Here is a 20,484-nt window from a genome sequence, read left to right as displayed (position 1 = left end):
AGCGTCACCGCGTTGCGGCTGCGCTATGTCCGGTGATTGGGACGTCAAACCGGAGCGGGTTGGCGAACTTCGCCCGCAGCAACGCCCCGATCTCGGCGATGGCCAGCCGACCGCGTGCGGTCAAGTCCGACCGCATCAGGAACCCGTGGTACATCCCGGGGTAGCGGGTGGTAACGGTCTGCACGCCGGCATCGCGCAGCCTGGTCGCGTACCGCTCACCCCAATCTTGGATCGGATCGCAGGCCGCGGTCACCACGATTGCCGGTGGCAGCGCGGACAAGTCGGAGGCGTAGGCCGGCACGAGGTAGTGGTTGCGGGGCGGGCCGGCATCGCCGTCGGCGAGGCCGTGCATGTAGTCGATGTCGTCGCGGCTGAGCAGCGGCGCATCGGCCAATGCGGTGATTGACGGAGCCGTCATGTCACGATCCAGACCCGGGTACAGCAGCACCTGCACACAGATCGCGGGTCCGCCACGATCGCGCGCGGCCAGCGCGACTGCCGCCGCCAGCGAACCGCCTGCACTGTCGCCGACCACCGCCAGTCGGCCGGCGTCGACCCCGAGGCTGTCGGCGTTTCGCGCCACCCACTCTGTCGCGGCGTAGGCGTCGTCGAACTGCGCGGGCGGCGGCGACTCGGGGGCCAACCGGTAGTCGACGGCCACGACGGTGGCTGACGACCCGGATGCCAGGTTGCGGGCCAGCGGTTCGAACGAGTGGTTAGACCCCATGACAAGTCCGCCGCCATGCAAGTACACCAGTACGGGGCTAGTGGAATCGCTGGTGGGACAGTAGATCCGGACTGGAATTGGTCCTGCTGGCCCAGAGACGGCGGCGTCGGTGACGCTGGCCATCTCGGGCATGTCATCGGGCAGCGGTGCGGACTCGACCGCGGCGCGCACCGCAGCCAAGCCCCGTTGGCGCATCGGCGGGATGTCACCGAGCGAGGCGAGTCGCGCGGCGGCGTCGGGATCTAACGTGGGACCGATCATGTCAATGCTTTGCCGGGTCGAACCGACGCTGTGTGAGTAGTACCGGAGGCCGTTGTGCGCTAAGCATATTCGCGCGTTCAGCCATCGCCGACCCGACGAACTCCGGCTGGGTGAGCAGGTAGAACCGGCCCTCGGCGGCCTGCTCAAAGACCGTCTCGGCAGCTGCGAGCGGGTCCATGGCATCGGCCTTGATGTCGAGCATTGCCGAGCGCTGGGATTCGGCCGCCGCGACGTCGCCGTCGGCCACTCCGCCGGCGGCTTCGAAGATGTTGGAGGCCACCGCGCCGGGCAAAACGGCCTGCACGTGAATGTGGTGGTCATGTCCGGCTGCTTGAACCTCGAGATGCAGACACTCGGTCAACGCGAGCACTGCATGCTTGCTCATGATGTAGGGCGCTTGCAGGGGAGCCGCTATTACCCCGCCGACTGACGACAGGTTCCACACCCAGGCCTGGTCGTCGGTCGCCATCATCTTGGGGAGAAACGCCCGCACGCCGTAGAAGACGCCGCTGATATTGATGTCGATGACGCGCTGCCAGTTGGCGACCGGTGTGTCCCACAGATATCCGAATTGTTCGACCCCGGCGTTGTTCACCAACAGCCGTAACGGGCCGACGTCCCGGTAGGTCTTCTCGGCGAGCTCCTGCACCGCGTCGGGATCGCGCACGTCGCATAGGACGTCCAGGGCTGCGTACCCGGCGGCGCACAGCTCGTCACGCAACGCTGCGATGGCGGCGGCGTCGACGTCAGCGAGCACCACGGTCATGCCCAATCGACTGGCGTACCGCGCCAGGCCCGCACCAATACCCGCGCCGGCCCCGGTGATGACGGCCACGCCGCCGGAGAACTTTGCCCGGACGCTCACGAACCGGTGGTGCTGTCAGCGTGCAGCTCAGATAGCAGCACCGAGTTGGTGGTGTCGAGAATGACCTCCATCTCGGTGAACTCCAACCCGCTGGCGCCGCGGCGCACAGCTACCTCAGCTACGCCGCTGGACACCGCGAACGGCACGAAATTGGCGATCTGGTTGACGAAAATGTAGAACCGGGCGCTGGTGATAGCACCGTCGGTGCCGGTGCGGTGGACGTTGGTGGCATGGTGGCGGAGCGGATACGGGCTCTGCTCGCGATGCTCCGACAGCCACTCCATGACGGCGTCACGGCCGTGCAGCTCGGGTGACATCAGTTCCTCGAAAGGGCTGGCGCGCGAATCGCTTCGGCTTATGTAGCGCACGTTCTCGGCATAGCTTGCCGCCAGCTCGTCGTGGTGCGCCTCGTCGTAGTGGTACCAGAAACCGGCGATGAATTCTTGCAATTCCGACAGGGTGATGTCGTTGGTCATGACAGCGAGTCAACCCTGGTGTGGTCCCGGTAATGCGGGGCATGCCCGGTCAGTGGAACATTGTCTGGACCTGCCGGCGTCCCGCTGAGTAGACAGACCGCTGCCCGACTGGCCTTTCCGCTTCGATACTCGACGTCATGACCGCCGCCACGGAATCGACGTCGCCCACCGGCCCGGCCCCGCCTGACCCCGACGAATTGCGGGACAACCTGCGTCAGGCCGACGCCGGTGTCCTGGTGGCGGTACTGGCCCAGCTCACGGGCGACCCGGCGGTGCTCGACACCTACGCGCCCAAGATTTCGCACATCCCCGACCCGCCCGAGCGGGCCGGGGTCACCGATCCCGACACTGCCGAGGTGCTGGTGAATGCCATCATCGACGCGCTGGGCGCGCGCCGGCGCCCCGACGCGGTGCGCGTCGAGGACCGTGACTTCTTCGCCAGATTGCTTCCCGTGGCACTGGGCTCAGCGGTGGACGACGAGCACGTGGACCTGCTCCTCGAGCAGGGCGGCTTCCAGCGCTCACAGCCGACGTTGCCGCGCACAGTGCCGATCCCGGACACGATGAACATCGCGATCATCGGTGCGGGTATCGCCGGGATCAGCGTGGCGCTGGCGGCCGCCGAGGAGGGGGTGCCCTACGAGATCTTCGACCGCAACCCGGAAGTGGGCGGCACTTGGTACACCACCACCTACCCGGGCATCGGCGTCGACACACCGTCCGCGTACTACTCGCTGTCGCGTGAGGTGAACCCGGATTGGAGTAGCTACTATCCGCAGGGCGCGGAATATCAGGCGTATCTGGTGGCGCTGGCCGACAAGCACAAGCTGCGCGCGCACACCCGATTCCGCACTGAGGTCGAGGCACTGTGGTGGGACGACGAGCGCAAATGCTGGCAGATCCATTCGGTCACCGCCGACGATCGGCGCGACATCAGCTATGCCAGCATCGTGGTCACCGCCGCCGGCTACCTCAATCGCCCGCGCTGGCCCGATGTCAAGGGTCGGAACACATTCGCGGGCACCAGCATTCATTCGGCTTTGTGGGATTCGTCGCTGGATCTCACCGGCAAGAAGGTGGCGATCATCGGGGCCGGCTGCACCGCCGTGCAGATCGTCGACGCGTGCGTCGACCAGGTCGAGCATCTGACGGTGTTCCAGCGGCAACCGCATTGGGTAGCACCCCGTAGACGTCTTACCGACGAGGTACCGGCGCATAAGCGCTACCTCGGCCGCCACGTGCCGTACTACGCGAAGTGGAATCGTCTGAAGTCTTATTGGGGGACCGCCGACAACAACTATCCGGTCATCCTGCGGGACCCGGATTGGTCCAAGGACCATCTGTCCATCTCTGCCGCCAACGACGTGCTGCTGCAAATGTGTCTGGAGTACATCGAGCAGACGTTCGGCAAAGACACCGAGCTGGCGAAGAAGGTCACGCCGGACTTTGCACCGTATGGCAAGCGGATCATTCGCGATCCGGGCGGGTACTACGCGGCGCTGACGCGTGATCACGTCGACGTGGAGGCCAGCCAACCTGCCGAGGTCAACGCGAAAGGCATTGTCACTCAAGATGGTCGACAGATCGACTTCGATGTCATCATCTACGCGACCGGTTACCACCTTGACTTCCTGTCGACCATCGATATCCGCGGCCGCAAAGGTAGGAAGCTGGCCGACGAATGGGGCGATAACCCCCGCGCTTACCGCGGCGGAGCGGTGCCCGGCTTCCCCAACCTGTTCATCATGTCGGCACCGAATTACAGCCCCGGCCACGGCGCGGGAGCCAACTTCTCGATGGAGGTGCTCGCGCACTACATCATCGAATGCCTGCAATTGATGGCCCTGTGTGGCGCGACGACGATGGAGGTCACCCGGCGTGCGTACGAGGACTACGTCGCCGAGATCGACGAGGCGATGAGTCGTACCGTGTGGCGCCACACCCCGAATGCGCACACCTACTACCGGTCGGGTTCGGGCCGGGTGGTTGTGGCCACCCCGTACCGGCTAGTCGACGTCTGGCATCAGCATCGGGCGCCGATTGAAGAGGATTTCACGCTGAGATGAACCAATTACTCAGTGGTAAAACAGCTTTGGTGACAGGTAGCAGCAGGGGGATCGGACGCGCGATCGCCCAGCGTCTGGCCGCCGAGGGCGCGACTGTCGCGGTGACCGCGCGCGCCTACCAGCCATCGCAGTCCACTCGTGCGGGAGCTTCCGTCGCGCTGCCCGGCACCATCGAGGAGACCATCGCGTTGATCGAGAGTGCCGGGGGAGCCGCGTTCGGGCTCACCGCCGACCTCGAGGACTCCGGGGCACGCGACGGTCTCGTCGACGCGGTGCTGGACCGCACCGGCCGCATCGACATCTTGGTCAACAACGCCGGTTTCGCCGACTACGCGGTGATCGAGGACATGTCACTGGAGACCTTCGACCGGACGGTCGAGCACTATCTGCGGACGCCGTTCGTCCTGACCAAGGCTGCGGTGCCGCACATGCGCAAACAGGGCGGCGGGTGGATCGTCAACATCGGCTCGGTCACCGGCGTGGCCCCGGTGCGGCCGTACCGTGAGTACAACAAGACCGCGGGCGACGTCGTCTACGCGTCATGCAAAGCGGCGCTGCACCGGTTTACTCAAGGTGTGGCCGCCGAACTGCTCGATGCGAACATCGCAGTCAACTGCGTTGGTCCGTCGACGGCGGTCCGGACACCCGGTGCAGCACAACTGATTCCAGACGCTTTTCCGACAGAGCCAGTGGAATATCTGGCCGAAACGGTGCTGGCGATGTGTCATCTACCCGCCGCCGAACGTACCGGCCTGGTGGCGTTCAGCCTGCACTATCCGTGGTCGCAGCGGTTGCCGGTGCACGCCCTCGACGGGAAGTCCGAGCTGCCGCCACTGGAACCGCCCGCCACCGCCAATCCGAACATTCAGGTCGTCGGGCTCTGACCACTCAGCACCGGGTCTGGCATAGCGCAGAAGCTGTGGCACACGCGATCTCGGATGATCACGTCGGGGCATTCCGGGTCGAACCAGCGGTCCACCACCGCCCAGTGGATGGGATGCATCAGGTATGGGCCCATTAGTCCGTCGACGTCACTGAACTCCTGCTCGAACACATGAGTCCACGGCGATGTCCCGATCGCGTCGTCGACACGGCTCAGCTGCCACGCCCGGATAGCCGTGACGTAGCGAGGCATCGAGGCCAACTCGTCCTCGAAGCGTGCGACGGTGCTTGGGTCGGTGTCGGGCAGCACCCGCAACAGCAGAGCTCGATACACGGTGCCCGCGCCGTTGCGGGTGCGCGTCGGTGTGCCCGGGTAAGCGGCTCCGTTGACTCGGGTGATCGCGGGATCTTCCAGAACAGCGGCAAAATCGCCTGCTGCCGAGAGCCATTGGCTCTTTGAGTCGAACCTCAAGTGGACCAGTATGTCGCCGCCGTTGCGCGCACCGGGCAGCGTCGGCTCGACGAGCCGCTGGTGCGCCCGCGTAGCTTCGGCCGCCGAGCGCACAGACGTCAGCACGCGTTCTCGGCCTTCCTCGGCGACGTCGAGGAGCCGCGTGACGCTATACATTGCACAACCTGTCGACGTCGTCGGCCGACCCTGCGACCGATCTGGAGCGCTCGACGATCAGTTCGCCGATCCGCGACCACCATTCGCCTAGCGACGGGTCCGGTCGGCCCTTCCACGTCATCTCCCACCACGCCCGCGCACTGGGCAGCGTCCAGGTGACGCTGACGATATTGGATTGATCCTCAAACCAGATCGGGGGACTGACCAGGATGTCGCACAACGTCATGCCGCGCGAGCGGGCACCGGGCGCGTACTCGGCTAGGTAGGTGTCAACGAACTTCCTCGCGCATCCTGGCTTGGTAACCACCCTGTCGATAACGAATACTCGACCGTCAGCCATAGCCCGACCGTAGGTAGGAAGTCAGACCCTGAAACGGTGCGTTCCCGGCCATCGGGAGATCTCAGCGAAGCACTCGAGCCAGCTCGCCGCACGCGTGCCGCCGGGCCTCATGTGCAATATCGAGCATTGGCATCGTCATGAACCCGTGGACGCCTCCCTCGAAGGGGCATCGCACCGTGATGACACCTGCGGCCTCAAGCGCGTCGGCATAGGCGCTGCCTTCGTCACGAAGCGGATCATGGCCGGCGACAACAATTATCGCGGGTGGCAGTCCTTTCAGATCCCCGCGCAGCGGCGAGGAGTACGGATGTTCTCGATCGGCGAGCGCCGGCACGTACTGGTCCCAATACCACCGCAGCGCCGGCTTCGGATTGTAAAAACCCTTGCCGAACAAGCGATACGACTCGTTGTCAAAGTCGGACGCGATCACCGGGTACAGCAGCAGCTGACCTGCAAGCGAGGGACCGCCGCGGTCCCGCGCCATCAACGCGGTCACGGCGGCCAGGTTTCCTCCCGCGCTATCGCCGCCCACCACAACGGCTCGTGCATCGCCACCAACGGCCGCCGCGTTGTCGGCCGCCCAACGGGCGGTCGCGTACACATCCTCGGCCGCGTCAGGCCACTGATTCTCCGGAGCCAACCGATAGTCAACCGAAATGACAACGGCGGGAACAAGGTTGGTGATGTCGCGGCACAGCTCGTCGTGGCTGTCGAGATCGCAGAACACGAAACCGCCGCCGTGCGCGTACACCAGTATCGGCAGGTTATCCCCATCGGGCCGGTAGATCCGTACGGGGATATCGCCGCCGGGGCCCGGGATGATCTCGTCCCGTACCTCGGCGACCGGCTCAGGCTGAGCTTGCGGCACGAATCGGGAGCGGATTGTTGCCCTGGCCTGAGCGCCGGTCATCGTGTGGACCGGCGGAAAGCCGGCATCCAGCGCCTCGATCAGGGGCGCGATCTGTGGATCGAGGCTCACGCGTACTGCAAGGCGGGCCGCGATGGCGGAATCGGACGTCGGGGCAGCAATGGCCGCAGTGGCTGCAACGTCGGTGCAACCCGCTGCGGGCCGTCCTCGACGTTGCGCCAGATACCCATCGCGGTCATCCGCACCGGGGCAGCCAGCCTTTGATCGAACATCATGCGATTCATCTGACCACACACCGACACTGCAGCGACTGCTTCGCCGGGGCTCCCGATTGGGGCTGCGACGCAACCGAATCCGAGCAGCGACTCCTCGCGTTCGAACGCAACACCGTGGGCCCGAACCTTCGCCAATTCGACCGCCAGTTGGGCACTCGTGAAGATCGAGTACTTCGTCTTACGCACCTGTAGATCCACCTCGGCGTCCTCGTCGTAGTAGGCCAGGATCGCCTTGCCGACGGCAGTACAGTGCGCCGGCTGACGGCCGCCGACTCGGCTGGGAAGCGCGCCGATCGTCCGGTCGCCGACCTTCTCCAGGTAGACGACGTCGGACCCATCCAGAACCGCGAGGTGTACGACCAGCCCAGTGGCACGGTGCAGTTCGCCCAGCAGCGGGGTGGCTGCCCGTACCAGGCGGTCCTGGTGCACCGCTAGCGAGCCCAGCTCCACCAGGCGCATGCCCAGCTCGTAGTCGCGACCACTGCGGCGCAGCCAGCGCAGCTGCACCAGGCGTTCGAGCATCCGATGCGCCGATGAGCGGGGCAGTCCGGTGCGGCGGACGATCTGGGCCAGCGTCAGCCGTCCCGGTCCGTCGAATGCATCGAGGACGAGTGCGATGCGGTCGATGACGGCGCTGGGGGTGGCTGGTTCAACGGTTGCAACCCTGTCCACGGTCTCTGACATCGGTCCTCCAACCTCAACCTGCCTGAATGGCATATGACTATTAGTCATAGTGACTTTCTACCACAGCTATGTGGCCGCCGTCACTAGACACGCGAAAACCGCCGTCGCCCACCAGTCGGCGTACGACCGCGACTCAGGGATCAGTGCAGGTCAGCCTTTGGCGGCGGCGCGGCCCGCGCGGCGACCGTAGAAGCTGCCGTCACCGAGCGAGATGCCGCTGGCGTAACCCCAGGCGGCCAGCCCGGCGGTCGAACGGCCGGCGGCGAAGAGCCCGGGGATGGGCTCGCCGCTGACATGCAGCACCTCGGCATCCAACGTCGTGGCGAGGCCGCCCAAGGTGAACCCGCCGGTGCTTTCTCGGAGATCGACGGCGCCGACCGGGGTGCCGATCGGCTTGATCCACTCGGGTTTCTTGTGCATCAGCGGGTCCTCACCGCGGGCAGCGCCCTCGTTGTAAGCGGCCACGGTCGTCTGCAGCGAACCGGGTGCCAGGCCGATGTCGCGTTCCAGGTCGGCAACGCTATCGGCCACCCAGGTCGCCGGTCGCAGCATGAACTTCGGTGACAGCGAGGCCATCGCCTCTTCTTGGGCGTCGCCGTCGATGATCAGGTACGCGACGTTGTCCTGCTGGTAGAGGGTGAGCTGCCCGATCCGGCCGGGATAGGTGTCCTCGGGGACATAGCGTTGGCCGCGCCCATTGACCAGGATGCCGCGCACCAACTGTTGCGGGTCAATGAAGATCGCGACTTCGGTGGCGTCCATGTGGGCCAGGTCGGCGCCGAGCGCCTGAGCCATCCGGATGGCCTGCCCGTCGTGCTGCTCGATCGATGCCGCTGGGCGGCCGGCGATCCGCGGAGCGTAGCGGGCCACCATCGCATCGTTGTAGGCGAAGCTGCCCGTCGCGAGCACGACTCCGCTGCGCGCTCGAATTGTCATATCGTTGCCGTACTGGCGGGCGCGGATGCCGACCACCCTGCCGTCGGGTTCGACAATCAGACACTGCGCCCGCACGTCGTAAATTGCCCGCGCACCGGCCGCCGTCGCGGTCTCGACGAGCGGCTTCATCAGCATGAAGCCGGCGCTGGCTTCGCCCTGCTTCTTGTTCGACATCTGCGGGACGTGCCCACGCGGGGCTGGGGTGGCGATCCCGTTGAACGGGTAGGAGTTTTCGCCGCCGCTGTACATCAGCCCCTGGTCGCCCATCGGTTCCCAGCCCGGGTCGGAGAAGAACTCCGCCTTGAACGGGACGCCGCACCCGACGAGCCAGTCGAAGTGGGCGACGCTACCGGCGCAGTAATCGGCAATTCTGTCCTCATCGGCACCCGGCCCCATCGCCACGTTGAGGAACGCCGCCATGTTGTCAACGGAATCGTCAAAGCCACAAGCCTTTTGGAGCGGCGTGCCACCGCCGAGGTAGATGAATCCGCCTGCCATCGCCGCGGCGCCGCCCCAGGAACCGTTGCGCTCCAGGACTAGCACGTCGGCGCCTGAGCGGGCCGCCTCGACCGCCGCTGCGGCGCCGGCGATCCCGTAGCCGGCGATGACGACGTCAGCTTCGTGGTCCCACGAGGTAATCGACGCGGCCTGGACCGGCGTGACGTCGGTCTCGGGTGTCATGGCTGCATGGCCGCGGGCATCTCTCCGACCCATTGGTGGCCCCAGTAGCTGTCGGCGGTGATTTCCTCTGCGGTGTAATAGGTTTCGTCGACTCGCATGCCGTCCGTGCCGAATTCAATGTCCCAGTCACCGGGTGCCCGGACGTAGAACGACACCATCTTGTCGTTGGTGTGGCGCCCGAGGGTGGACGACAACTGGAAGCCCTCGGCGTTGACGCGGTCCAGCGCTTGACCGACGGCGTCGAGGGTGTCGAGTTCGACCATGATGTGGACGAGGCGTGGGTCGCGCTGGTGTGCCGCCGGGACAATCGCCAGGCTATGGTGTCGTTCGTTGATCCCGAGGAAGCGAACCCGCACCGGGCCAAACTCCTTCGGTAGCGGTACCCGGAACGCGCCGCGGGAACGGAAACCCAGCACTTCGGTGTAGAAGTCGAACAACCCGTTGGGGTCCGTGGCCGGCACGACGACATGGCCCATCCCCTGATCGCCGGTGACGAATTTCGCGCCGAACGGGGTGATGACCGGGCTGTGGTCAAGCACCGCACTGTGGAATACCTCGAGGGTGGTGCCGGCGGGGTCCTCGAAGGTGATTACCTCCTCCACCCGGCGCGCCTCGGCTTCTTCGGTGGACAGCTGCTTGAACGGCACCCCCGCACCGTCGAGGGCGGCCTTGACTCGCTGCAGTGCCGGGTGGTCGCGCACTTCCCAGCCGATGGTGAGCACCCGGTCAGACTCGCCCGGCACCACGATGAGCCGGGCAGCGCGCTCGTCCATCCGCAAGTACAACGCTGACGGGTCGGGTCCCTTGCCTTCCGCGAAGCCCAGGACACCGAAGGCGAACCGCCGCCAGCGGTCGATGTCGTTGGTCGAAATTGTGATATACCCAAGGCTTTTCAAGTCGGTCACGTTGGCCCCCTAGATCAGCGCCCGCAGCGGACCCTCGGGCGGATCGATGCCCAGCGAGCTGAGGGCCGACGCGTGATACGTGGTGCCGGGGACATGGATGGCGTGTAAGTGGCCGACATGCACATCACGCCAGTACCGCTGCAGCGGCTTGTCCATCCGCGCCGCGTTGCCGCCCGACCGGGCGAAGATCTCGTCGACCGCCGATACCGCGCGCCACACCGCACGAACCTGAGTACGGCGACCGGCGGCACGGTCCGCGAACGACACCTCCTTGCCGGCGGCGACGATGTCGTAGATCCGATCGGCATTGGCCAGCAATTCCTGGCGGGCGGCATTGATGTCGGCCGCGGCCTCGCCGATGGCGTGCATGACATACGGGTCGTCCTTGATTGCGGTGCCCGTTGCGCCGACGCGCTCCCGTTGGTAGTCCAGGTGCGCGGCCAGGGCGCCCTCGGCGATGCCGATGGTCGCCGCGGAGATGCCCAGCGGGAACATCGTCGACCACGGCATCAGATAGAGCGGCTCGGTCATGCCGGCCTCGCGCTGCGCGGTGCCGTCCATCACCTTCGTCGCGTCCATCGTCCGGTAAGACGGGACGAACGCGTCCTTGACGATGACGTCCTTGGAGCCGGTTCCGCGCAGCCCCACCACGTTCCACGAGTCCTCGACGATCTCGTAGTCCTTGCGCGGCAGGATCATGTGCAGCATCTGCGGTGGCATCAGCGGCACACCCTCGCTGTTGCCGAGCATCGCGCCCAGGATGATCCAGTCACAATGGTCGGTGCCCGAGCTGAACTGCCAGCGGCCGTTGAAGATGTAGCCGCCGTCGACAGGCTTGGCCACCCCTTGCGGCGCATACGGGGAGGCCATCCAGGTGTCGACGTCGTCGGCCCAAACCTCGGCGGGCACCTTGGGGTCGGCATAGGCCAGCTGGTAGGGGTGCACGCCCACCACGCCGACGATCCAGCCGGCGGCCGGATCCAGCGCCGCGGTGGCCATCACGGTCTCGGCGAACTCGCGGGGGTGGGCCTCGAACCCCTGGTATTGCTTGGTCTGCAGCATCCGGATCAGGCCGGCGCCCTTCATCAGCTTCACGCTGTCGTCGGTGAGCCGGCCGATCCTTTCGGCTTCGGCGGCCTGGTCGCGCAACTGGTCGGCCATGGCCACGACCCGATCGAGTACCCGCTCGCTCATATCGTTCGTCCTTACGTGTGGGGGCTTAGTAATGGTCTACCGCAGTCCGTGGCCGTCCCGAAGGTGATCCCGGTGAGCGGACGCAAACAGATCAGAACTCGATGTGCACATCGCCGCTCACCGGCCTGGCCTGACACGCGAGAATCAGGCCGTCCCGTAAATCGTCGGCCCCGAGGACGTCGCACGCCGCCATGTCGACTTCACCCTCGACTACGGTTGCCACACACGAACCGCAGCGGCCTTCCCGACACGAATGGGGCACGTCAAGGCCCGCATCGAGCAATATGTCGACCAGGGTCTGGCCGCGCGGCCAGATCAGACGATGCCGTTGACCATCGAGGTCGACGTCCACGTGTGCGGGTTCTGCCATAAGCGGATGGTCAGCGATCAATATAGGACCGCGCACAGGCCTGCCCAATGGCCGGGAAAACTGGCCCGCGCCGCCCGGTGACCGGGAAGAGAGCAGTGCGAAGGGGCCGATCTACCTACAGTGAATGCTTGTGAACCTAGATGCACCTCTGGACGCCGTCGTAGTGGGCGCCGGGTTCGCCGGTCTGTATGCCCTGCACAAGCTGCACACCCAAGGCCTCTCGGTGCGGGTGCTCGAGGCCGCACCCGAACTGGGCGGCACCTGGTACTACAACCGCTATCCCGGCGCACGTTGTGATGTCGAGAGCGTGGACTACTGCTATTCGTTTTCCGACGAACTGCAGCAGGAGTGGAACTGGACCGAGAAATACGCCACCCAGGCCGAGATCCTGAGTTACCTGAACTGGGTCGCGGACAAACTCGACCTGCGCCGCGACATCACGTTAAACACCCGGGTGGTCTCGACGGTGTTCGACGAGGCGACGCTGCGCTGGACAGTGACTACCGATGCCGGACAGAAGCTCTCAGCACGGTTCTGTCTGATGGCAACCGGCCCGTTATCCGACGCGATGACGCCAGAGTTCAGGGGCCTGGATAGCTTCGCCGGCGAGATCTACCACACCGCTGCGTGGCCTCACGATCCTGTCGACTTCACCGGCAAGCGGGTGGCAGTCATCGGCACCGGATCTTCCGGCATCCAATCGATTCCGATTATCGCCGAGCAAGCCGCGCACCTCTACGTCTTCCAGCGCACCCCCAATTACAGTGTCCCGGCAGGCAATAAGCCACTGTCCGCCGAAGAACTCGACGAAATCAAGGCGACTTATGCGGAGCGACGTCGTGTGTCGTGGCGCAGCGGCGGCGGGTCACCGCACATCACCGCCCCCAAGCCGACGATGGAGTTCCCAACCGAGGAGCGCCGCGCGGCGTTCGAAACGCGATGGCAGCTCGGTGGTGTGCTGTTCTCCAAAACCTTCCCGGACCAGATGATCGACCCCGCCGCAAATGACGAGGCGCGCAACTTCTACGAGGAGAAGGTCCGCGCCGTGATCGACGACCCTGTGGTGGCGGACATCCTGATTCCCAACGATCACCCCATCGGGACAAAGCGAATCTGCACAGACAGCAACTACTTTCAGACCTTTAACCAGCCTCACGTGTCGCTGATCAGTGTGCGTGCTACCCCGATCGAATCTGTTGACCCGGATGGAATCAATACCACCGATGCGCACTATGGCCTCGACATGATCGTGCTGGCAACGGGTTTCGATGCGCTGACCGGTGCACTGGGCAAGATCGACATCGTCGGCCGTAACGGCGTGACCCTCCGTGATGACTGGGCGCACGGTCCACGCACCTATTTGGGCTTGGGCGTCGACGGGTTCCCGAATCTATTTCTGATCTCGGGCCCGGGAGCGCCCGCGGTGCTGGCGAACATGGTGCTGCACGCGGAGGCGCAAGTGAACTGGATCGCAGAAGCGATCACCTACCTTGACAGCCACGGTTATGTTGCGATGGAAGCAACCAGCGACGCCGTCGACGGCTGGGGCGCAGAATGTGCCCGACGTGCCGACGCGACGCTGTTTACCAAGGCGAACTCGTGGTACATGGGTGCCAACGTGCCGGGAAAACCGCGGGGCTTCATGTTGTTCGTTGGCGGGTTCGCAACATACAACGACGTGTGCGCTGAGGTGGCCAACGCCGGCTACAAAGGATTCGTGTTGGTGAAAGCGTCTTGACGCAAAGGTGTTGTAATGAAACCTGATTCAGGGCAGCTGGCCGGGAAGGTCGTTGTCATCACCGCCGGCTACGGCGCCTCGAAGTGGGGTGTGCGGGGACTGTCGAAGATCGCCGCCGTCGAGCTGGGTTCCGATCGCATCCGCGTCAATTCGGTGCACCCCGGCATGACCTACACCCCGATGACCGCACATGTCGGCATCCAGGTCGGCGAAGGCAACTATCCGAACACGCCGATGGAACGGGTGGCAGTGCCCGAGGAGATTGCCGGCGCGGTGGGCTATTTGCTGTCCGACGAGGCCGCCTATGTTACCGGCGCAGAGATCGCCGTGGACGGCGGCTGGACCGCGGGGCCGACCGTGAAATACGTTTTGGGCCAGTGATACCAGACAGGAGTGCAGATGAAGCGACTAGAACGCAACCGGATCCTGGTGACCGGCGCCGCGTCGGGCATCGGGCAGGCCACCGCGCTGCGCCTGCTGGACGAGGGCGCCGCGGTGGTCGCCGCCGACGTCGCCGCTGACGGGTTGGACAAGACCCGCGCCCGAGCCGGAGAACTCGGGGCCGGTGACCGGCTGACCACGCTGGAGATGAATATCGCCGATGAGAATTCGGTGATCGACGGTGTGCGCTCGGCGGTGGATACATTGGGCGGCCTGGATTCACTGGTCAACGCTGCCGGCATCCTGCGCGCGGTGCACACCGACCAGATGGACCTGGAGCTGTGGAACCAGATCATCGGGATCAACCTGACCGGGACCTTCCTGGTGGTCCGCGAGGCGCTGCCCACGCTGTTGCAAAATCCACGCAGCGCGATCGTCAACTTCAGCTCGACGTCGGCGTCGTTCGCCCATCCCTACATGGCGGCCTACGCGGCTAGCAAGGGTGGGGTTCAGTCCTTCACCCATGCGCTGGCGCTCGAGTACGCGAGTAAGGGACTGCGCGCTGTGTGCGTGGCACCCGGAAGCATCAAGTCCGGAATCACCGATGCCACAGGCGGATACATTCCACAAGATGCGGACTGGACGCTGTTCACCCGGCTGATGCCGATCATGCCCACCACTGAGGAATCCAGCGGCGCCGGGATGGCCAATCCGGCTGTCGTTGCCGGCGTCATCGCGATGTTGGTGTCCGATGACGGCGCGTTCATCACCGGCACCGAAATTCGCATCGACGGCGGGACGCACGCGTGACGGAGCTGACGTACGAGGACACCTTGCATGAAATCACCACCGATGCAGGGGTTCTGCGCTATCACGAGGCGGGAAGTGGCCTGCCTCTGCTGATGCTGCATGGTTCAGGGCCGGGCGTGACGGGATGGCGCAACTTCCGCGGCGTGCTAGGCGCATTCGCCGAATTCTTTCGATGTCTGATTTTGGAGTTTCCCGGCTACGGCGTCAGCGACGATTTCGGCGGCCACCCGATGATCACCGCTCTGGACGGGCTGGTGCGCTTCGTCGACGCGCTCGGCCTGGACACCGTCGACATCGTCGGCAACTCAATGGGCGGTGGTGTCGCAATCAACTTCGCGATAGCTCACCCCGAGCGGGTGCGTCGCCTGGTCACGATCGGTGGCATCGGTCGCAACATCCTGAGTCCTGGACCGCCAGAAGGCATCCGGCTGCTGCAAGAGTTCACCGACGAGCCCACCCGGGAGCGGTTGGTGCGCTGGCTGCATTCGATGGTCTATGACCCGGCGACGGTGACCGAGGAACTCACCGAGGAGCGTTGGACGCATGCCACCGACCCGAAGACACTCGCCGGGGCGCGACGGATGTACAGCAGCGAAGCCTTTGCGCAGATGATGAAAGCCATGGAGTCATCCAAGGGACCGCAGCCGTGGGCGATGATGCACCGGGTCAAGGCGCCGACCCTGATCACGTGGGGCCGCGACGACCGAGTCAGCCCGCTGGACATGGCGTTGCTCCCGATGCGCACCATTCCCAACGCCGAATTGCACGTGTTCCCGAACTGCGGTCACTGGACGATGATCGAGGCGAAAGAGGCCTTCGAAAGTGCCGTGCTGGCGTTCTTGTTGCGAAAGGACGCCGAGCTTAGTTGACGCAGGGCACGCCGCCGCCGTCGATTGGTGCACCCTGATCGGGGCTCGGCTCGGTGGACTCCGTGCTTGATCGGCTATAGCCGTAACCGTCGGAAAGGCTTGAGGCCGAGCTCGAAGTGGATTCGTCCTGGGACGGCGCGGAGTAGTTGTCGTCGACGACAACCTCGATGTGGCCGTACTCGAGCTTGCGATTGGGTTTATCCGGTGCATCGATGCCCAGCAGCGTCGCCACGTTGCGCGCGTCGCTCTCGGCGCCGGGGGCGTATTCGATCGAGGTGGCGGTGGGCTCTCCGCGAACGCGGTCGCGTACGGCGCCGGTGCTGTAGCCACCCTTTTTCAGCGCCCGCGCTACCTGACTGGCAAGCCCGCTGGTGTTGCTGGCGTTGATCACGTCGACCACCGTCGACGCGCTCGGCGTTTCGGAGGTGGTCGTCGTCGTGGCCTCCGAGGAGGTGCCGAAGGCGGCGGCTACTTCGGCCTTGATCGCGGCGGGGTCGACGATGTTGACGTCTTGGCCGTTGATGTTGTCGTAGCGCACCACGGGCAGCGTGCGGTATTCGATAGAGCCGCCCGCCAGCGCGCCCATCCGGCGGAATTGGTCTTCGTCCCAGCCCGACGACAACACGACGTCTTTGCGCGCCACCGCCATCAAGCCTTTGAGCTTGCCCAGATCGGTGAAGGTTCCCGAATCCTGCAGTTGGCGCATGACCGACGAGAGGAAAGCTTGCTGACGGTGGGTGCGGTCAAGGTCACCGTTTTCCAGGCCGTGGCGCTGGCGCACGAACGACAGTGCCTGTTCGGCATCCAGCGTCTGGCGTCCGGCCGGGAAGTCGGCCCCGGAATAGGAGTCGTACACGGCGTGCTTCAGGCACACGTTGATGCCGCCCAGACTCTGGGCCAGGTCGTAGAAGCCGGCCAGATTCACCTCGGCGAAGTAGTCGATGGGCACTCCGGTCAGGCTCCGCACCGCCTTCAACGTCGCAGCGCGTCCAGCTTCGCGGCCCTTAGTCTCTAGCTCTTTCTGGTTGGTCACACCTTTGTTGATGAGTTTCTGCTCGACGTATTGCTTGGTGAGCCCGTAGGCCTCTTTGATCTTGATGTGGTTGTAGCCCGGCACGCCGGTGAACGACACCCAGTCGTCACGGGGGATCGAGAACGCGGTCACCCGGTCGTCGGCGCTGACATGCGCAAGGATCAGGGTGTTGGTGTTGTATCCGCCATCGTCGGAGTCGCCGGCGTGCAGGTGTTTGAGTAGGGCCGACGGCAGGTCGTTGCCGTTTTGATCCTTTCGCGAGTCGAGCCCGATGAGCAGAACGTTCATCGAGTCGCCGGAGGACTTCGGATCCTCGGCACTCAGCGCCTGGGAGACGGTGATTCCGCCGAGTACGCCGTGGGCCATCCACCATCCCGACCCGGTTGCCAGCACCGCGGCCACTGCCACCAACACCCAGCAGGCGTGCACCAATGCGCGCCGGCGCCGCGCTACGGGCGTGGCACGATGGCGGTGCTTAGCGCTGGATCGCTGCAGGTCAGCCACCACAACCTCGATTGCCTATGGGTGCCGCGCGTGCCCCCCGGTTGCAGTTTGCGCGCACGTTTAATGCTTGGCGTTCAGTATGCGGCAGGTTGCTGTGCAACGCGTTGTGAGCCAAGTAACGCCTCAAGCCTACAGTGCGGGTAGAAAACGGCCGCTACCTGCGACAACGCACCGCTCCCGGCCGCAATTACCGCCGGATAGCAGCGCCCGTTTGTGACCAAATCGTGGTGTTGATCTGGCCGGCTACAGCTCGATAACCGCGCCATCGGCGGCCGAGACAGCGGCGGCGAATCGTGCCTGGGCGGCAGCCGCGGTGCGTTCGGGCACGCCGGGCAGGGGATTGTGGTGGGTGATCACCAGGCGCGACACACCGGCTTCGACGGCGATGACGCCGACCTCGTCACCGGAGGTATGGCCGCGCTCGGCATCGACCGGCTCCCACGCTTCATGCAGCAGCGTGATCACGCCCGCCGCACGGCGGATGGTCTCCGGGTCGAACTCGGTGTCGGTGCAGTAGGCGAAACGGTCACCTACCCGAAAGCCCGCCGAGGGCAACGTGTGTCGGGTCTGCTCCCACGTCGTCAGCTCATGGCCGGCGAAACTCAAAGTGTCCCAACCCAACTCCGCCCAATGTGCCGACGCCAGCAGCGACGACGTCTGTATCGGGGACGCGAGAAGCTGTTCCTCCACGATCGTGCGGGTGGACCGGCCGTAGGACAGCGAGCCCGGGCCAGCGATCGTCAGTTCCCGGCCGCCCAGGCCGCGCACGCTGACGAAGCCGAGCCCGGTCACGTGGTCGAGGTGAAAGTGGCTGAGCAGCAAGGTCACCGTCTCGACACCATCCAGCAGCGACGGGTTGATGTGCAGCGCACCCAGACCGGTTCCGGCGTCTAACACCAAAGCCTCGGTGCCGGAGGTGATCAGGTAGCAGCTCGTCTGCCGGAAGCTGGTCGGAATCCATCCGCCGCTACCAAGAACCGTCAGCTTCATGGCTAGACAACCTACGACGACAACGATTGTTTGAGTGCCGCTATGGTCTCGAGATCAGCCAAGGCCGCCACGGCGCGCTTAACGCCTTCCAATGCGATGTCTTCGGCTTGCATGCCGCCCATCCCGGCGGTGATCACCGATGCGACGTACGCGTAGAGCGAGCCCTGTCGATAGCGCAGCCAGAGGTCGTCGGGATCCAACTCGGGGCCGCCTCCGGCCGCCAGGGCTTGGCGGTAGACGGCCAGTAGGTCGCGTTCGCAGCGCTGACGGTCGGCGGTGGTCATGCTGGTGATCAGTGTGTAGGCCAGTTCGCGGCCGGGATGGCCTCGTCGGACCGCCTGCCAATCGAGCAATCCCGCTTCGCCGTTGCGGAAGTAGACGTTGCCGGGATGCGCATCGCCGTGCATCACCGTGTTCGGTTTTCTATCAATCACTTTCGCGACTGCGCGATAGTTGTCGATGATGAACCGGCCGTCTTCGACGGGAATGGAGGTTCGCTCGGCCAGGCGGCGAACCGAGGCGTTCAACAGCGGACCAGTGAGCAGCGACGTGTGGTCGTCAGATGCGGAGTACACCCATCCGAGTGGACCACCATTTCCCGTGGGCGGCAGGCGTTCCCAGAACGCCGCGTGCAACTGGGCGAGCAGCTCGACGATCATGGTCGCCCGGTTGTTGTCGAGCGGATGCAGGGTATCGGGAAACTCGCAGGAATCGACCGCCAAGTCTTCCAGCACCAGCACAAAGCGACCGGTCAGCGAGTCGAATGCCGACCCGTATGCCCCCGGCACGCCGGTGAGTTGTGACGACAGCTCGCGGTAGAACAGCACTTCGGTCTGTGCGAGCCGGCCCAGCTCGCCCATCATCCGGGTGGCGACGGTCTCCGCCGGCATCTTGACGAAGACGGAGGCCGGAACGTCGTCGCCGGTCAATGCCAGGCGTGCTCGCGACGATGTCCCTGTGTCGCCACCGATCACCGATACCGACGTCACTCGGCGTCCCGTGATGTCCGAAAGTGATTGCGCATCAAGGTCACTGATCGTACGTGGCAGCGACCGCATCCGACCGATGACGGCATCGGTTGCCACACGTTGCATTCCGCGGCCCAAATGCGCCGCCAAGCCGAGAACCGGTACAACCCCATGCGCCACCGATGCATCTTTACAAAAAGACGTCTCACTGTAAAGCAGGGAAGGGAGTACCTGGCTACCCGGCGCGATCTCGCGATGGACCTAGCGCCAATCCCAGTACGGCGCAGCAGTTTTTATAGATACTGGGACGCATGCGGATAAGCGGGGCATTCCTGGCCGAGAAGACCGAAGCGGTAGCCAACAAGCTGGACGTACAGGGCGGGGTGATATCTAGATACAAAGTCGGCCCCGACCGAGTAGCGCAGTTTGACATCGCGGTGTTGACGCAGGGGGACGCCGGCGGTGAGGATCGCCTCGTTGTCATAGAGGTCTCGCCACCCAACGATGGACAACCCCTGCACATGCACCGCGAGCTCCCGGCAAACCTCGCGAGCGCGGATGTGGGCTTTGCCTGCTTCCAGTTGCGACTTACGTTGAATGTGAATGGTCGCTGGACCATTGCCATGAAAGGCGCAGCGGGAGAAGTGTCGCTTCCGCTGACGGTGAGTGGTCCATCGCCGCGCAACAGCTAGGCGTCGCGGACAGGCTCCTAGGTGAGGAAGGCCAGTTGAGCCCCCGTCGTAGAATCGTCGTGGCTCATTGAGCCAGCCCCGGCCGCGTTAGCTCAGTTGGTAGAGCGTCGCCCTTGTAAGGCGGATGTCGAGAGTTCGAGTCTCTCACGCGGCTCCATTCCTGTCGGCGCTGACGGATAGTGTCGTTTTATGTCAGTCACAACGGCTCACTCGTCATGCTCGATGACGCGCTGGGAACGGACCGTGCGTGGGGAGGTGCGGCTCCGTGGGCGCCGGCCGGGCAGCGGAATCCGGTCGGCAATGTTGCTGAGCGGGTTGACCACCATGGTCAGCGATATCAC

20 protein-coding genes, 1 tRNA gene and 2 pseudogenes are annotated in these 20,484 nt (G+C 64.9%); 8 read left to right on the top strand and 15 right to left on the bottom strand.

The window, feature by feature from the left end; all coding sequences use genetic code 11:
- Positions 1-4: 4 nt before the first annotated feature.
- Genes WB785_RS14750 through WB785_RS14740 form a run of 3 tightly spaced genes read right to left on the bottom strand, consistent with a single transcriptional unit; the run spans position 5 to position 2,329 of the window.
- The gene (locus tag WB785_RS14750) at positions 5-988 is read right to left on the bottom strand and encodes an alpha/beta hydrolase (protein ID WP_424080070.1); all 984 of its coding nucleotides are present in this window, start codon (positions 986-988) and stop codon (positions 5-7) included.
- 1 nt (position 989) lies between these two features.
- A complete protein-coding gene (locus WB785_RS14745) occupies positions 990-1,853 on the bottom strand; it encodes an SDR family NAD(P)-dependent oxidoreductase (RefSeq protein ID WP_424080069.1) in 864 nt (287 codons plus the stop codon).
- A complete protein-coding gene (locus tag WB785_RS14740) occupies positions 1,850-2,329 on the bottom strand; it encodes a nuclear transport factor 2 family protein (RefSeq protein ID WP_424080068.1) in 480 nt (159 codons plus the stop codon). The genes WB785_RS14745 and WB785_RS14740 overlap by 4 nt, the downstream gene beginning before the upstream one ends.
- A 137-nt stretch (positions 2,330-2,466) precedes the next feature.
- On the opposite strand from WB785_RS14740, the gene WB785_RS14735 reads away from it, so the two are divergent.
- On the top strand, positions 2,467-4,395 hold the full coding sequence (locus WB785_RS14735) for a flavin-containing monooxygenase (RefSeq protein WP_424080067.1): 1,929 nt from the start codon (positions 2,467-2,469) through the stop codon (positions 4,393-4,395).
- On the top strand, positions 4,392-5,279 hold the full coding sequence (locus WB785_RS14730; RefSeq protein ID WP_424080066.1) for an SDR family NAD(P)-dependent oxidoreductase: 888 nt from the start codon (positions 4,392-4,394) through the stop codon (positions 5,277-5,279). Before WB785_RS14735 ends, WB785_RS14730 begins: the two co-directional genes overlap by 4 nt.
- Here the strand turns inward: WB785_RS14730 and WB785_RS14725 are convergent.
- The 8 genes from WB785_RS14725 to WB785_RS14690 form a co-directional block, all read right to left on the bottom strand.
- On the bottom strand, positions 5,261-5,905 hold the full coding sequence (locus WB785_RS14725; protein WP_424080065.1) for a Dabb family protein: 645 nt from the start codon (positions 5,903-5,905) through the stop codon (positions 5,261-5,263). The two genes, WB785_RS14730 and WB785_RS14725, sit on opposite strands and share 19 nt — an antisense overlap.
- Positions 5,898-6,245: a hypothetical protein gene (locus tag WB785_RS14720; RefSeq protein WP_424080064.1), complete on the bottom strand. Its 348-nt coding sequence runs from the start codon at positions 6,243-6,245 to the stop codon at positions 5,898-5,900. Before WB785_RS14720 ends, WB785_RS14725 begins: the two co-directional genes overlap by 8 nt.
- Before the next feature lie 61 nt (positions 6,246-6,306).
- Entirely contained in the window at positions 6,307-7,224 is a 918-nt protein-coding gene (locus WB785_RS14715) for an alpha/beta hydrolase (protein WP_424080063.1), read from the bottom strand.
- A complete protein-coding gene (locus WB785_RS14710) occupies positions 7,221-8,072 on the bottom strand; it encodes an IclR family transcriptional regulator (protein WP_424080062.1) in 852 nt (283 codons plus the stop codon). The genes WB785_RS14715 and WB785_RS14710 overlap by 4 nt, the downstream gene beginning before the upstream one ends.
- A gap of 150 nt (positions 8,073-8,222) precedes the next feature.
- On the bottom strand, positions 8,223-9,689 hold the full coding sequence (locus tag WB785_RS14705) for an FAD-dependent oxidoreductase (RefSeq protein WP_424080061.1): 1,467 nt from the start codon (positions 9,687-9,689) through the stop codon (positions 8,223-8,225).
- On the bottom strand, positions 9,686-10,594 hold the full coding sequence (bphC, locus tag WB785_RS14700) for a biphenyl-2,3-diol 1,2-dioxygenase (RefSeq protein ID WP_424080060.1): 909 nt from the start codon (positions 10,592-10,594) through the stop codon (positions 9,686-9,688). The genes WB785_RS14705 and bphC overlap by 4 nt, the downstream gene beginning before the upstream one ends.
- Positions 10,595-10,603: 9 nt before the next feature.
- Positions 10,604-11,788, bottom strand: coding sequence for an acyl-CoA dehydrogenase family protein (locus WB785_RS14695; RefSeq protein ID WP_424080059.1), 1,185 nt, complete (start codon positions 11,786-11,788; stop codon positions 10,604-10,606).
- A gap of 91 nt (positions 11,789-11,879) precedes the next feature.
- Positions 11,880-12,158, bottom strand: a complete 279-nt coding sequence (locus tag WB785_RS14690; RefSeq protein WP_424080058.1) for a 2Fe-2S iron-sulfur cluster-binding protein — start codon at positions 12,156-12,158, stop codon at positions 11,880-11,882.
- 130 nt (positions 12,159-12,288) lie between these two features.
- Here WB785_RS14690 and WB785_RS14685 point away from each other — a divergent pair, with 130 nt between their 5' ends.
- The 4 genes and pseudogenes from WB785_RS14685 (at position 12,289) to WB785_RS14670 (ending at position 15,956) form a co-directional block, all read left to right on the top strand.
- Positions 12,289-13,896, top strand: a complete 1,608-nt coding sequence (locus WB785_RS14685; RefSeq protein WP_424080057.1) for a flavin-containing monooxygenase — start codon at positions 12,289-12,291, stop codon at positions 13,894-13,896.
- A 51-nt stretch (positions 13,897-13,947) separates the two neighbouring features.
- Positions 13,948-14,277: pseudogene (locus WB785_RS14680) on the top strand (SDR family oxidoreductase); the annotation flags it as partial.
- A gap of 18 nt (positions 14,278-14,295) precedes the next feature.
- On the top strand, positions 14,296-15,087 hold the full coding sequence (locus tag WB785_RS14675) for an SDR family NAD(P)-dependent oxidoreductase (protein ID WP_424080056.1): 792 nt from the start codon (positions 14,296-14,298) through the stop codon (positions 15,085-15,087).
- Complete coding sequence (locus WB785_RS14670) at positions 15,084-15,956, top strand: alpha/beta fold hydrolase (protein WP_424080055.1); 873 nt, start codon at positions 15,084-15,086, stop codon at positions 15,954-15,956. The genes WB785_RS14675 and WB785_RS14670 overlap by 4 nt, the downstream gene beginning before the upstream one ends.
- Here WB785_RS14670 and WB785_RS14665 read toward each other — a convergent pair.
- The 3 genes from WB785_RS14665 to WB785_RS14655 form a co-directional block, all read right to left on the bottom strand.
- Positions 15,949-17,484: an LCP family protein gene (locus WB785_RS14665; RefSeq protein WP_424080078.1), complete on the bottom strand. Its 1,536-nt coding sequence runs from the start codon at positions 17,482-17,484 to the stop codon at positions 15,949-15,951. The two genes, WB785_RS14670 and WB785_RS14665, sit on opposite strands and share 8 nt — an antisense overlap.
- Positions 17,485-17,736: 252 nt before the next feature.
- A complete protein-coding gene (locus WB785_RS14660) occupies positions 17,737-18,483 on the bottom strand; it encodes an MBL fold metallo-hydrolase (RefSeq protein ID WP_424080054.1) in 747 nt (248 codons plus the stop codon).
- 11 nt (positions 18,484-18,494) lie between these two features.
- Positions 18,495-19,577 carry a phosphotransferase gene (locus WB785_RS14655; RefSeq protein ID WP_424080077.1) on the bottom strand — a complete coding sequence of 361 codons (1,083 nt, stop codon included), beginning with the start codon at positions 19,575-19,577 and terminating at the stop codon, positions 18,495-18,497.
- Between the two features lie 185 nt (positions 19,578-19,762).
- Between WB785_RS14655 and WB785_RS14650 the strand changes: the two genes are divergently transcribed.
- Together WB785_RS14650 and WB785_RS14645 are read left to right on the top strand one after the other, a co-directional pair.
- Positions 19,763-20,143 carry a hypothetical protein gene (locus WB785_RS14650; protein ID WP_424080053.1) on the top strand — a complete coding sequence of 127 codons (381 nt, stop codon included), beginning with the start codon at positions 19,763-19,765 and terminating at the stop codon, positions 20,141-20,143.
- A gap of 81 nt (positions 20,144-20,224) precedes the next feature.
- Positions 20,225-20,300, top strand: a tRNA-Thr gene (locus WB785_RS14645).
- Between the two features lie 49 nt (positions 20,301-20,349).
- Here WB785_RS14645 and WB785_RS14640 read toward each other — a convergent pair.
- A pseudogene (locus tag WB785_RS14640) lies at positions 20,350-20,484 on the bottom strand (hypothetical protein); the annotation flags it as partial.

It is taken from the genome of Mycobacterium sp. (genome assembly GCF_049585075.1).
Classification (GTDB): Bacteria; Actinomycetota; Actinomycetes; order Mycobacteriales; family Mycobacteriaceae; genus Mycobacterium.
This window is presented reverse-complemented; position numbering and strand designations above follow the sequence as displayed.